The following is a 12,993-nucleotide window of genomic DNA, read 5'->3' as shown; positions in this document are numbered from 1 at the left end:
GGAACCTCCTTAAAACCGCCAACGAACGCGAAATTCTCCGCGCCATCGGGTGTAGTCATATAAGTCCAGATTGCTTTGGTTGTCCGTGTAGGACAGCTCGGCGAGCGCGCTTAGCTCATGATTGAGCTTCCATTCGCCGCCAGCGTTGAACTGGGAAGATTTATCGTCGCGTACTTCCCCGAAGACCGGGTTTTCCGCTTTGTAATCAGCGAAAAAGCCTGAGTATCCAACGTACGGCGTCAGAGTGGGGGAAAGCTTGTAGCTAAGCCGATAGCCCAGACTGTAGAAGTCTTTGGCGAGAGAAGCGGCGTCCTGCTCCCGTGGGTTTTCCGTCCCGGCGAATACACTGAGGGTGTGCAGGAGTCTGGCGCGAGGAATAAGCAAAGACAGACCTGTCAGCGGCTGATAGTTATTCAGCAGCGGGTTGGCGAAAGAGTCTTTGACGAAGACGCCCGCGTAAAAAAACGTCAGCAAATGCGCATTCCATTGCTCTCGCCACTGCATGAACGCGCCGGTATTGCGCTGGTAATCTTCGGCGTCCAGCAGCACATGTTGATAAGAGGCCCCGGCCTCCAATTCCCGACGGGCGCGATGGTATTTCCAGGAGGCGCTGAGGCGGGCGGAGTCGAGGTCAAAATCGCTGTTTTCAAAGTTGTGCTTGTGCTGGCTGTCGAACTCCAGTTTGGCGGCGTTTAATTGTGAAACCGGGTGTTCGTAAGCGAAATTGGTGCGCAGCGCGGCGTAGGCGCTTTCCGTTTCCTGAGCGGAATCAGGCAGTTCAAACAGACCGACGAAGCGTTCGTCGGTGGCGTTATTGATGTTACTGTCGTAACCGCCGCCCAGTCCGATATAGCCGCGCCAGCGCCGCTGGCTTTCATATTCGCGTTCGTCCAACGCGGCGAGAAAGCGGGCGATATTGTCTTTGACGGCGGGCGGCGGCTCTCTGGCCAGAACGATGAGAAACTGCTCCCGCGCAGTTTCATACTGCTGCAGATTAAACAGCGTTCTCGCGTACTCCAGGCGGAAGCGGTCATTGTCCGGGTACGTGGCCGTGAGCCTTTCGAACATAAATTGCGCTTCCGGGTAGTGGCCGCTCTGCAGGGCGGACATGCCGAAATAGAAATCGAACTCCGGATCGCCTTCCATGTTCTCCACTTGCGCGGACCCCAGTCGATAAGCCTGCTCATAATCCGCTGCGGCGTTCAACGACTTCAAGGTCGCAGTGATTGAGCTACTCTTAACAGAATCCTGGGCGTAGGCGGGCAGGCCCCAGATCATCAGCAAAACCATTAACAGGCGGCGAGTTATTTTGGTTATCAACAAAGCGATAATTCCTTTTGCCGATGGTTACGGAAACATCCAGTGCTTTAAGTCTAGAAAGAGAGGGTGATTTTGCCAGCCGCAGTTTTTTCGGAGTCGGCAATAAATTGATGAATTGCAACAAGTTCACATGCGAACGATTTCTGGGTTCCTCAAGCATCTTCCCGCGCTGCTGATTGCTGTCGTCATGATCGGCTGGCAGCTGATCACGCAGTCAGGCGACCGTTCTTTATTGAACCGTCTCGACTATGTGTTTTATGACTGGCGGGCGCAGACCGGGGCGTTTTTCACCAGGGCGGAGCTGTATGCGGACGTGGTGATTGTGGACATCGATGAGGAGTCCATTCAGCGTGAAGGACGTTGGCCCTGGAGTCGCGCCCGGGTGGCGGCTCTGGTGGAGTCGCTGCAGGAATCCGGCGCGGCGGTGGTGGCGTTTGATGTGGTGTTCTCCGAGTCCGAAAGCAATAACTTCATTGAATCCGTAGCGGCGTCCGCTGGTCCGGATCTGAGTGATGAAGAGCGCGCGGTGCTTAATCGCATCGCTATGTCCTGGCGGCCGGATGAACAGCTGGCGGAACGCCTGTCGGAGATTGATACGGTGTTGGGGTTCTTCATGCATCTGGACACGTCGATGCAAATCGGCAGGTTGCCGGACCCGCTCACCTCAGCGCCGGCAGGCAATGTGCTGATCAATGCTTCTGGCTACGCCGCGCCGTTATTGGAATTGCAGGATGTGGCGGCGGGAAGCGGGTTTGTCACCACCTTTCCGGACGCGGACGGGGTGATTCGACGCACCCCGTTGTTCATGTCCCATGATGGCTCTGTCTATCCCTCTCTGGCTCTGGCGTCGGCGATGACCTATTTGCTGACGGATGAGGTGGAATTGGAGTTCGCGCCTTTGGGCGCGGTGCAAGCTGCGAGTGGTATTCGTTTGACTGATGCGCTGGTGCAGACTGACGCCGTTGGACGGGTATTGGCGCCCTATCGGCAGGGGCGCGGACAGTTTCGCTATATTCCTGCCTGGATTGCGCTGGCTGGCGGTTTGGCTCCGCAGGAACTGGAAGGCAAGCTCGTGTTTGTGGGAACCTCCGCCATTGGTCTCGCGGATCTGGTCAGTACGCCGTTCGCCACGGTTTTCCCTGGCGTAGAAGTGCAGGCGCTGGTGGCGCAAGGGCTTTTGCGGGGAGGGTTTCCATATCGGCCGGTGTGGGAGCCGGGCGCGGTGCTGGTGTTTCAGCTGGCTTTGCTGCTGTTGCTGGTGTGGGTGTTGCCGGGGCGTCGTCCCCTGACAATGGTGCTGGCGGCGATCATGATCAGCCTGTTATTGGTCGCATTGAACACACTGATATGGACGCGCTGGCGCATGGACTTTCCCATGGTCAGCACGCTGTTGCTGGCGCAAGGCGTTTTTGGCTGGTATCTGGTGACGGAATTCATTCACGAATATGCTGTCGAGCGACGCGTTCGCGGTATGTTCGCGCAATATGTGCCGCCCGCCCATATCGACCGTATGCTGGATAATCCAGAGCATTACTCCATGGCGGGGGAAAGCAAGGAGCTGACGGTGTTGTTCTCCGATATCCGCAGCTTCACCACTATCTCCGAGCAGCTATCCGCCGCGCAACTGAAAGAGCTTCTGAATCTTTACTTTACGCCTATCACCGAGTCCATTTTCCGTAATGACGGCACCATCGATAAGTATGTCGGCGATATGGTGATGGCATTCTGGGGCGCGCCGGTAGACGACCCGGAGCATGCGGAAAAAGCGGTCAAAACCGCCATGGAGATGCAGGCGATCACTCGACGCTTGTCCGCCGAGCTTACCGAAAAAGGCTTCCCCCCTATTCAAATCGGTGTCGGCGTTAATACCGGCTTGATGAATGTCGGCGACATGGGGTCGCAATATCGCAAGGCGTACACGGTGTTGGGGGACGCGGTGAATCTGGGCTCCCGGCTGGAGGGGCTGACCAAGTTCTATGGCGTGGATGTGCTGGTGGGAGAGACGACAGTCAAGGAGGCTGATGGCTACGCCTTTCGTTTCTGTGATCGCATTCAGGTGAAAGGCAAGGACATTCCGGTGGACGCCTACGAACCATTGGGAGAAAAGGGGCGACTGGATGCGGTGACTTTGAATCGTCTGACGCGCTACCAAAGGGCGATCGAGTGTTATCGAGCGCGGCAATGGGAGCAGGCGGACGCCATATTCCAGCAACTGCAGCTCGAAGAGCCAGGCTGTTGTTTGTACGGTCTCTACAGGGAGAGGATCAGCGGGCTCAGACAGCAAACGCTGCCTGAGGATTGGGACGGCGTCTATCGCCACACCTCCAAATAGCGGTGAGCTGTGCGTAGAAAACTCAGTTAGGGAGCTGAACGCCGATCTACAGGGAAAACTGACGCAATTCCTGCGAAACCTGACTGTGCTGCAGTAAGCGCATGAACTCATCTTTCAGGCGCTTCACCGTGCCGGGGTCCTGATAGCAGCAAAAGCCCTCCCATTTTTCGTAATGATGGCGCAGCAAGACGCCGTCATCGTCAATCAGCACATAAACCTGCTCGGGAAAACTCAGCTCAGGGTTGAGCATCTTGATTTCAATATTGGAGGTGAGCCGACGGGCGAGGGCGAGCAGTTGGTTGCTCTGCGCCACTGGCGTTTTCGGCGCGCCCAGCAGGATTTTAATCTGTGTGGCGCGACCGCCCCGGGCGAGACGACTCAGTGCATCCAGCACATCGGGGTTGTCCAAAATATTTTTTTCCAGATCCCAGGTCAGGATTAAGGCGCTCTGTTTCGCCTGGGAGGTAAGCGACTTCAGGTGCTCCAGATAATCGGTTTCGGAGTGAGTGCGGTAAACCCGCTCGTCTTGCCCCAGCGCATTGGCGGCTTCGACTTTGGCGGTTCCTAACGTCAGCTCCATGCGCTGATGCAGCGAACCGGCTTCTTCATGAGGCGAACCTAAAGCCTGGAAACCTTCGTTCGCGTAGAGGGAGGTAGCGTCGATGTTGGCGCTGAGCGTCAGAAGGTTGAATCCTTCTGAACGGGCGTAACCGATAACGAATTTGAGCAGACTTTTGGCGATGCCCTGGCGGCGAAACTCCGGCAGCACCGCCAGACGACCGACCTTCGCTTTTTCTGGCGACAGACGCACCAGACGGGCGACCGCGAGATTGCGGTCTTCCACGTCTTTTACCAGGAAATGTACGGCGTTCTCGTCCTTGTCGTCCCACTCCAGTTCCGGGGGAACGCCTTGCTCCTCCACAAACACTTGTTGGCGGATCGCGCGTAGTTCGCTCTCATTTTCCAACCAAGTCGTAATGCGGGTGTACTTAAGCGTCGTCATCGTCCCAGTCTTCCTCGTCATCATCGAAGCCTTCTAGCACCAGACTGCCTCTATTTAACAAGGAACTCAACAACTTCAATGCGTCCTTATCGGCGCTCCACGGCAGCAGCTGCTCGCGGTCTATGTTGTTGCTGCGGCACAATATTTCCACCAGCGGCGCAAAGCGCTCATCGGCGTCATAAGCCTCACCGTCGACGGCGAACATGACGCGGCGCACGCCAGCCTCTTCATACAGACTGTAGGTGTAGCGAGAACCTTCATTCCAGCGCCACTGGATTTCTGAGTCCTGCAACGATTCGCCTGCGTCTTCCGGCGAAAGGCGCATATCCGCCTCCAGGGGCGGGACGGCGGCGTCAAACTTGGGTGCGCTGATAAAGCGACCGAAGCTGCGACGCAGACCTGCTTCGTCATCCAGCAGAGCTTGTAAACGGGATTTGATATCCGCAAAAACGTCGTCGCTTATCAGGCCTGGATTATTTAATGGCGCTTCGGTGGCGTCATGCAGATGAGTGGATAACGCGGGACTCTCAAACCAATCGTCCGCCAGCGCGGACATCAGTTCCGCATAAGTAGGGGAGCGAAAGCCCACGGAAAGAGTGATACAGGACGTTTCCGCGATGCCGTAGTGGGCGTAACGTGGCGGTAAATACAGCGCGTCGCCTGGCTCCAGCAGCCATTCTTCCGTCTGCTCGAAATTCTGCAGAATGCGTAATGGCGTGCCGTCCACCCTTGGCGACTGGTGATCGCAGGGCGGGCCGATGCGCCAGCGGCGAGCGCCCGTCGCCTGGATCAGGAACACGTCGTAATGGTCAAAGTGCGGTCCCACGCTGCCGCCCGGAGGGGCGAAGCTGGCCATGATGTCGTCTACGCGCCAGTTGGGCAGGAAGCGGAAGCGGTCGAGCAGGTCGGCGACTTCTGGAACCCAGGTGTCCAATCCTTGCACTAAAAGAGTCCAGCCCTGAAGAGGCATGTTCTCCAGCTTTTCAATGGAAAACGGGCCATGCTCAAGTTGCCAGGGCTGACCGTTCAGTTCTTCATAGACCAAACGGGATTCCACTTCTTCTTCCGTGGCGAGCCCCGCCAGATCATTCTCGTCCAGCGGGCATTCGTAACCGGGAAGTAAACCGCGAATAATCAGCGGTTTTTTTTGCCAGTAATTCGCCAGAAAGTCGGCGACGCTGATGTCGCCCAGGTGAGTCAACATATCGCTGTTACTCGCCGCTATAGTCTTTGATGCGCGCAGCTTGCTCCGCAGCATTGCCGATGTATGTCGCCGGCGTCATTTCAAGCAGACGCTGCTTGGCTTCTTCAGGGATTTCCAGCGACTCAATAAACGGCTTCATCGCTTCCTGGGTAATCGCTTTGCCGCGAGTCAGCTCTTTCAGCTTCTCGTAGGCGCCTTCGATGCGATAGCGACGCATGACGGTCTGAATGGGTTCCGCCAATACTTCCCAGCTTTGATTCAGGTCTTCGTCCAGACGCATTGGGTTCAGCTCCAGCTTACCAAGGCCTTTCAACGTGGAGTGATAGGCGATCAAGGACTGCGCCAGGCCGACGCCCAGATTACGCAATACGGTGGAGTCGGTCAGGTCGCGCTGCCAGCGGGAAACCGGCAGTTTGCGGCTCAGGTGCTCCATCACCGCATTGGCGATGCCCAGGTTGCCTTCGGAGTTTTCAAAGTCAATCGGGTTAACTTTGTGTGGCATGGTGGAAGAGCCGACTTCGCCAGCCACCGCTTTTTGCTTGAAGTAACCCAGGGAAATGTAGCCCCATATGTCGCGGTTCAGGTCGATCAGGATGGTGTTGAAGCGGCATACTGCGTCGAAGGCTTCAGCGATAAAATCGTGGGGTTCGATCTGAGTGGTGTACGGGTTCCATTCCAGGCCCAGCTCTTTGATCAGGCCCTGAGCGTGGGCTTCCCAGTCGACATCGGGATAGGCGCTCAAGTGTGCGTTGTAGTTGCCGACGGCGCCGTTGATCTTGCCCAGCATTTTGACCTGACGAATCTGAGCCATTTGTCTTTTCAGACGAGCGACCACATTGGCAAGCTCTTTGCCGACTGTCGTGGGAGATGCAGTTTGGCCGTGCGTACGGGACAGCATGGGCTGTGCGGCGAAGTTCAGGGCCTGCTCTTCCAGTCTGGCGACGACCTGCTGCATAACCGGCAGCACGACGTCTTGTACGCCGCGCTTCAGCATCAGGGAGTAAGACAGGTTGTTGATGTCTTCCGAGGTGCAGGCGAAGTGGACGAACTCATTGATATCCGTAAGGATTTTAGGCGCGCCTTCGCGTTTGAACTGCTCTTTGATGAAATATTCCACCGCCTTCACATCGTGATTGGTGGTGCGCTCGATTTCCTTGACTCGGGAAGCGTCTTCCAGCGACAGGTTTTCGTAAATGGCGGTCAGAAAGGCCGCAGTGGCTGCATCAAAAACGGGAACTTCTGGGATACCGGGATTGGCGGCCAGTTGCAGCAGCCATTTGATTTCCACTTCAATCCGCGCTTTGATCAGACCAAACTCACTGAAGATCGGCCGCAAATCGGCGACCTTACCGGCGTAACGGCCGTCGACGGGGGAGAGTGCTGTCAGCTCGTTAAGTATCATGTTTCTATCTCTTGCAGCGGTTGAACAAACGTTGAATTCTAACATTAAAGGGGCGTGCGATCAGCGCAACATACCATTGGCGATCTGCAGAATCTTTTTGCGCATGAAGAACAGTTTCCAGCGGCGTCCGCCAACCTGTCTCCATAACACGGCGGCGCGAATGCCAGCCAGCAGCAGGGCGCGAATTTTATCCGCGTTTTCATCCACTCTCAGGAATCTGGGGTCGCCAGTCACCTGTATACGCTGAGGGAAGGTGCTGATGGTGTCGCTGTATAGCGAGGCGAAAGCGCTGATGATATTGGTGTGTGTGGGGTCGAAGTGCAAAGTCTGGGTCGTTATCTGCGCGATGCGTTGGCTCATTACGTCCAGCATATCGCCGCGCTTGTTGACCTTGCCTTCCAGGTACAGGAGCGTCAGGGCGTAACGCACGACATCCACTTTTTTGCGGTCCTGCTTTCTCTCCAGTACGGCGATCAACTCTTTCAAGCCTAGTTGCACGCCATAAATATCGCCATACACATCCAGGGTTGAGGTCGCATCGACCTTGAGCAGGCTTTTCAGACTGCATTCATAGCTGGTTGGAGCGACAGTACCTTGCTTGGCCAACTGATCCACCAACGCGGCGGACTGAAAGACGCCCGCCAGCGCTATCACTTGATTCTCAAGGTTATAGGACAATGTCGACAGACTCCTATTTAAATACGGATTCGATAACGCCGCCGCCCAGGCAGCGCGCGCCATCATAAAATACAACTGACTGGCCGGGGGTGACCGCCCGCTGGGGCTTATCGAATGTCACCTTTACGCCGCCATCCCGCACATCAACCCGACATAGCTGATCGGGTTGTCGATAACGGGTTTTGGCGTAGCAGGAAAAGGAGGATTTGGCGGGAAGGCCGTTAATCCAATCCAGTTTGCTGGCGGTAAGACCGGCGCTGAACAGTCGAGGATGGTCGCCGCCTTGGGCGACGACCAATTCATTGTTGTCGAGATCTTTCTCCACCACGTACCAGGGCGCGTCGTCATAACCTTTCAGGCCACCTATGCCGAGACCCTGGCGCTGGCCAATAGTGTGGTACATCAAGCCTTGGTGACGGCCAATTTCTTCGCCTTTATCCGTCACGATTTTCCCGGGCTGGGCAGGCAGGTAGGTTTTCAGAAAGTCGGAAAACTTACGCTCGCCGATGAAGCAGATGCCGGTGCTGTCCTTTTTGTCGTGAGTGACCAAATCCTGCTCCCGGGCAATGCGACGGACTTCTTTCTTCAATAGACCGCCGACCGGGAATAAGGTTCGCGCGAGCGCCTGTCCGGGGACGGCGTGTAGAAAGTAGCTCTGTTCTTTGCTGGGATCTGCGCCTTTCATCAGATAAGTGTGCTCGCCAAAACGGGAGAACTGGGCGTAATGGCCGGTGGCGATCAGATTGCCGCCAAGAGCCTGGGCGTAGTCCAGGAAAGCTTTGAATTTGATTTCTTTGTTGCACAGGATATCCGGGTTGGGCGTGCGTCCTGCGCGATATTCATCCAGAAAATGTTCGAAAACGCGGTCCCAGTACTCAGCAGAAAAGCTTGCTGTGTGCAATTTGATGCCCAGCTTATCGCAGACTTTTTGCGCATCCTCCAGATCGGAAAGCGCGGTGCAGTATTCGGTGCCGTCATCCTCATCCCAGTTTTTCATGAATAAGCCTTCGACTTCATAGCCGAGTGCTTTCAGGAGGTAGGCGGATACAGAGGAGTCGACTCCTCCGGAAATGCCAACGATGACGCGTTGATTACGATGTGTGGACATGGCTTAAACTTTCAGGGCTTGGATTGGCTAAGGGACGCCAAGGCTTCAGTGTGAAAAAACGCCCTATTATAGGCGTCCGCCGGCAAGATTTCTAAAGTTTCATTAACTGGCGTTAGATTTTGGGCGCAAGCCTTAGATTCTGTGGTGGCGAATCGTATCCAGAGGAAGGCGGCGACCTGCAAGATAATCTTCCAGACACAGCCTGACCAGATCGCTGCGCAGAGGGATATCGCCATTGATGAGTTGCGCAGGCGAGAGCCAGTGGGTGGCGGTGATGTCCGGGTCCAGCGTGCGTCCGGTTTGTCTTAAGGGGCGAGCGCTGAAGCAGTAGCGATGGTAAACCGTCTCCGGGTCGGGTGTATTCAGGACATATATGCCGACAAAATTTTCCAGTTCCACTTCCCAGCCGGTTTCTTCCAGCGTCTCACGTAGAACTGCGTCAAATATGCTTTCGCCTTTTTCGATATGGCCGGCGGGCTGATTCAGAACGGCGCGCCCATTAATCTCTTCCTCTACGAACAGGAATTTATCGTCTTGGGGAATGATCGCGGCCACGACAGCTCTGGGACGCCACACCATAAAAATGCTCCGAATATTTGATTAGCGTTTTTTGAAACGAACGACTTTCTGAGGGTTTCTGCGACTGGATGTTTGCGCTTTCTGCGGCGCATGAACGTGTTCTTCCCGCCACTCTCCTGGTTCTAAGCCATTAATGCTCCAGGGGCCAATACTGTATCGGATCAGACGCAGGGTTGGAAACCCTACCGCGGCGGTCATGCGTCGCACCTGTCTGTTTCTGCCTTCAAAGAGGGTCAGGGCGATCCAGCTGGTGGGGATATTTTTACGTTGCCGGATGGGAGGATCACGCTCCCAGACCTCGGGAGGGCTGATGAGGCTGGCGTGAGCAGGGCGGGTAGGGCCGTCATTGAGCATTACCCCTTTCTCCAGTCTACGTAATGCGGCCTCGCCAATGACGCCCTCGACTTGCACCCAGTAAGTTTTCGGGAGTTTAAATTTCGGTTGACTGATGCGCGCTTGAATCGCGCCGTCATCCGTCAGCAGCAGTAATCCCTCAGAGTCGTAATCCAGTCTGCCTGCGGCGTACACGCCGGGTTTGTCGATATAGTTGGACAGGGTGTCGCGTCCCTGAGAGTCGTTAAACTGAGTCAGAACGTTCATGGGCTTGTTGAATACGACTAAAGTAGCCATTGCTTGGAGTCACCAACTTCTGTAATAAAATTACGGTTTTTGCAGTGCTATACTATGAGCGCGGTAATAAAACTACAAAGCGCTCCCGCTTCACGCCGTTCGGTGGAAGCTTCTTTCTGTTCGATATTATGGAATAACACAAACCTTAAACCTACGGAGTAGAGAATGGGATACCAAAAGATCAGAGTTCCTGCCGACGGTGACAAAATCACAGTAAACGCGGACCTGTCCATGAATGTCCCCAATCATCCAATTATACCTTTCATCGAAGGCGATGGGATTGGCGTCGACATTACCCCTCCAATGATCAAAGTTGTCAATGCGGCCGTTGAAAAAGCCTATGGCTCCAAACGCGCCATCGCCTGGATGGAAATCTATACCGGCGAGAAGGCGACCAAGGTGTATGGGCCCAATGACTGGCTGCCTGAGGAAACCTTGGAGGTGTTGCGGGAGTACTCTATTGGTATCAAAGGACCGCTGACTACGCCTGTTGGCGGAGGCATTCGCTCCCTGAACGTCGCGCTGCGACAGGAACTTGATCTCTATGTCTGTATGCGCCCGGTACGCTGGTTCAAAGGCGTGCCCAGTCCTGTCGTGGCGCCTCAGAAGACCGACATGGTGATTTTTCGTGAGAACTCCGAAGATATCTACGCTGGCATTGAGTGGAAGGCGAATAGTCCGGAAGCGCAAAAAATCATCCGTTTTCTGCGTGAAGAAATGGGCGTCACCAAAATCCGTTTTCCCGACAATTGCGGTATCGGCATCAAGCCTGTGTCGGAAGAGGGCACCAAGCGTCTGGTGAGAAAAGCGATTCAATATGCGATTGATAATGACAAGCCATCAGTGACTCTGGTCCACAAAGGCAACATTATGAAGTTCACGGAAGGGGCGTTTAAGGACTGGGGATATGAATTGGCGGTGGAGCGCTTCGGGGCGGAACCCCTGGATGGCGGACCATGGCATGCGTTCAAGAATCCAAAAACCGGCCGTCAGATTGTTATTAAAGACGTTATCGCCGACGCATTCCTGCAGCAAATCTTGATGCGCCCGGAAGACTACAGCGTCATTGCGACACTGAACCTGAACGGCGACTACATTTCCGACGCTTTGGCGGCGGAAGTGGGGGGGATTGGCATTGCGCCAGGCGCGAATATTGGCGGCAGTGTGGCGTTGTTTGAAGCGACGCATGGCACGGCTCCCAAGTACGCTGGCCAGGACAAGGTGAATCCGGGGTCGTTAATTCTTTCCGCCGAGATGATGTTGCGTCATATGGGATGGGAAGAGGCGGCTGATCTGATTTTGAATGGCATGGCGGGCGCTATCGAAGCGAAAACGGTAACATACGACTTCGAGCGTTTGATGCCCGACGCGACATTGCTGAAAACCTCTGAATTTGGCGATGCGGTAATTAGGCATATGAAGTAGGATTTTCCGTACAGCGGAAACTAAAAGCCCCGCAGGTAGCGGGGCTTTTTTTCGCCATCTCGTTTATGTTTATCGCCATGGTCTAGCGTACATAAAAGATGATGGCGCAAAGGCGGTGATTTGGCCGATTGATGTCACAAGCAGGGCAAAACACGCCCCGTACAAGCCGGAGCATGTTTGGAATTTCAAGTATCCGGATGGTTGCTAAGCTAGGCGCTTGCGGCCATTGGCGTTCTTGAATTCTCTTTTGATTTATTCTCGACTGATTCGGTTTTTGCGGCGCTTTCAGGGCCTTCCGCAGTCTCCGTTTCAGGATCGTTCGAGGATTTTTCTGGTTCGGATTCTAGCGGAACAATATTGACCGCGTGGAATCCTTTGCCGCTGGGCTGTGCGTCAAAATTAACAGCTTGTCCCGCTTTCAGCGTCTTATATCCTTCCATTTGGATTGACGAGAAGTGGACGAACAGATCTTCTTTGCAGAGATCGCCGTTTCCTTCATCAGCGATGATAAAGCCGTAGCCCTTGGCATTATTGAACCATTTTACTTTACCTTGAGGCATGATCGACTCCCTTGTCTCCATAGAGATGGGCTTTTACCCTAGTTATTTTTGTCTATTGGCCAGTCCACTCTAATTTTACTACTTTCGCTTTACTACTAAAGCACCGGTAGCAGCAGTACAACAATTCGAGTATCTCGGCCTAGTTTGCTACCAAAGCAGATAGTATTATAAAGCAGCGCATATTGAAAGTAACCGGCCAAAAGGCTGGGCCCATTGAAGTTTGGATGGGGCGACTCCACTTTTATAATTGGCGTATAGTGTAGTTGGCGGGCAGTTATTGTGTTGCAAAAAAGAGCTCAGAGCTGGTTGCCGGAAAGTTACGAACTACTGTAAAAATTTAACTAAATTATTCAATCCGGCTATGGGTAAAGTTGAAAATAGTCTACTAATATTAAATCAGGACAACGATGGCCTGGAGGATGAAGGGAACCAAGATGGGGACCACCCCGGGAGTCTAGCGCTAGCGCCTGAGAAACCGGCGCTGAAGCGGCCTTCGATGTATCAGGTTGTTATGTTGAATGACGACTATACACCGATGGACTTCGTTGTTGAGGTGTTGATAACGTTTTTCAACATGTCGGAACCTAAGGCTACGCAAGTTATGCTGGCGGTGCATACCCAAGGGCGTGCAGTATGTGGAGTGTTCACCAGGGATATCGCTGAGTCGAAGGCGGCTCAGGTAAACCAGTACTCGTCCGAGTGTGAACACCCTCTGCTATGTGAGATAGAAAGAGCGGATTAGTCATTCCTGA

12 protein-coding genes are annotated in these 12,993 nt (G+C 54.4%); 3 read left to right on the top strand and 9 right to left on the bottom strand.

The window, feature by feature from the left end:
• Positions 1–9 precede the first annotated feature (9 nt).
• Positions 10–1,323, bottom strand: coding sequence for a porin family protein (locus ONV78_RS06470; protein ID WP_279502026.1), 1,314 nt, complete (start codon positions 1,321–1,323; stop codon positions 10–12).
• 127 nt (positions 1,324–1,450) lie between these two features.
• Between ONV78_RS06470 and ONV78_RS06465 the strand changes: the two genes are divergently transcribed.
• Positions 1,451–3,652 carry an adenylate/guanylate cyclase domain-containing protein gene (locus ONV78_RS06465; protein ID WP_279502025.1) on the top strand — a complete coding sequence of 734 codons (2,202 nt, stop codon included), beginning with the start codon at positions 1,451–1,453 and terminating at the stop codon, positions 3,650–3,652.
• 46 nt (positions 3,653–3,698) lie between these two features.
• Here the strand turns inward: ONV78_RS06465 and ONV78_RS06460 are convergent, their stop codons facing one another.
• The 7 genes from ONV78_RS06460 to ONV78_RS06430 all read right to left on the bottom strand — a co-directional run bounded on the left by ONV78_RS06460 (position 3,699) and on the right by ONV78_RS06430 (position 10,256).
• Positions 3,699–4,655 carry a GNAT family N-acetyltransferase gene (locus ONV78_RS06460; protein WP_279502024.1) on the bottom strand — a complete coding sequence of 319 codons (957 nt, stop codon included), beginning with the start codon at positions 4,653–4,655 and terminating at the stop codon, positions 3,699–3,701.
• Entirely contained in the window at positions 4,642–5,859 is a 1,218-nt protein-coding gene (locus ONV78_RS06455) for a cupin domain-containing protein (protein WP_279502022.1), read from the bottom strand. The genes ONV78_RS06460 and ONV78_RS06455 overlap by 14 nt, the downstream gene beginning before the upstream one ends.
• A gap of 7 nt (positions 5,860–5,866) precedes the next feature.
• Positions 5,867–7,261, bottom strand: coding sequence for an adenylosuccinate lyase (purB, locus tag ONV78_RS06450; protein WP_279502020.1), 1,395 nt, complete (start codon positions 7,259–7,261; stop codon positions 5,867–5,869).
• Between the two features lie 60 nt (positions 7,262–7,321).
• A complete protein-coding gene (gene hflD, locus ONV78_RS06445; protein ID WP_216735745.1) occupies positions 7,322–7,939 on the bottom strand; it encodes a high frequency lysogenization protein HflD in 618 nt (205 codons plus the stop codon).
• A gap of 13 nt (positions 7,940–7,952) precedes the next feature.
• Positions 7,953–9,047: a tRNA 2-thiouridine(34) synthase MnmA gene (gene mnmA / locus ONV78_RS06440; protein WP_216735746.1), complete on the bottom strand. Its 1,095-nt coding sequence runs from the start codon at positions 9,045–9,047 to the stop codon at positions 7,953–7,955.
• Positions 9,048–9,179: 132 nt separating this feature from the next.
• Complete coding sequence (locus tag ONV78_RS06435) at positions 9,180–9,626, bottom strand: NUDIX hydrolase (protein WP_279502016.1); 447 nt, start codon at positions 9,624–9,626, stop codon at positions 9,180–9,182.
• A gap of 21 nt (positions 9,627–9,647) precedes the next feature.
• A complete protein-coding gene (locus ONV78_RS06430; protein ID WP_279502014.1) occupies positions 9,648–10,256 on the bottom strand; it encodes a pseudouridine synthase in 609 nt (202 codons plus the stop codon).
• A 165-nt stretch (positions 10,257–10,421) separates the two neighbouring features.
• On the opposite strand from ONV78_RS06430, the gene icd reads away from it, so the two are divergent.
• On the top strand, positions 10,422–11,681 hold the full coding sequence (icd, locus tag ONV78_RS06425) for an NADP-dependent isocitrate dehydrogenase (RefSeq protein ID WP_279502013.1): 1,260 nt from the start codon (positions 10,422–10,424) through the stop codon (positions 11,679–11,681).
• A 209-nt stretch (positions 11,682–11,890) separates the two neighbouring features.
• Here the strand turns inward: icd and ONV78_RS06420 are convergent, their stop codons facing one another.
• On the bottom strand, positions 11,891–12,241 hold the full coding sequence (locus ONV78_RS06420; protein WP_127969723.1) for a cold shock domain-containing protein: 351 nt from the start codon (positions 12,239–12,241) through the stop codon (positions 11,891–11,893).
• 361 nt (positions 12,242–12,602) lie between these two features.
• On the opposite strand from ONV78_RS06420, the gene clpS reads away from it, so the two are divergent.
• The gene (clpS, locus tag ONV78_RS06415; RefSeq protein ID WP_216735750.1) at positions 12,603–12,983 is read left to right on the top strand and encodes an ATP-dependent Clp protease adapter ClpS; all 381 of its coding nucleotides are present in this window, start codon (positions 12,603–12,605) and stop codon (positions 12,981–12,983) included.
• The last annotated feature ends 10 nt before the right edge of the window (positions 12,984–12,993 follow it).

Source organism: Hahella sp. CR1 (assembly GCF_029813005.1).
In the GTDB taxonomy this organism is placed as follows: domain Bacteria; phylum Pseudomonadota; class Gammaproteobacteria; order Pseudomonadales; family Oleiphilaceae; genus Hahella.
Note: the sequence above shows the minus strand (reverse complement) of the source record. Positions and strands in the feature narration are given on the sequence as shown.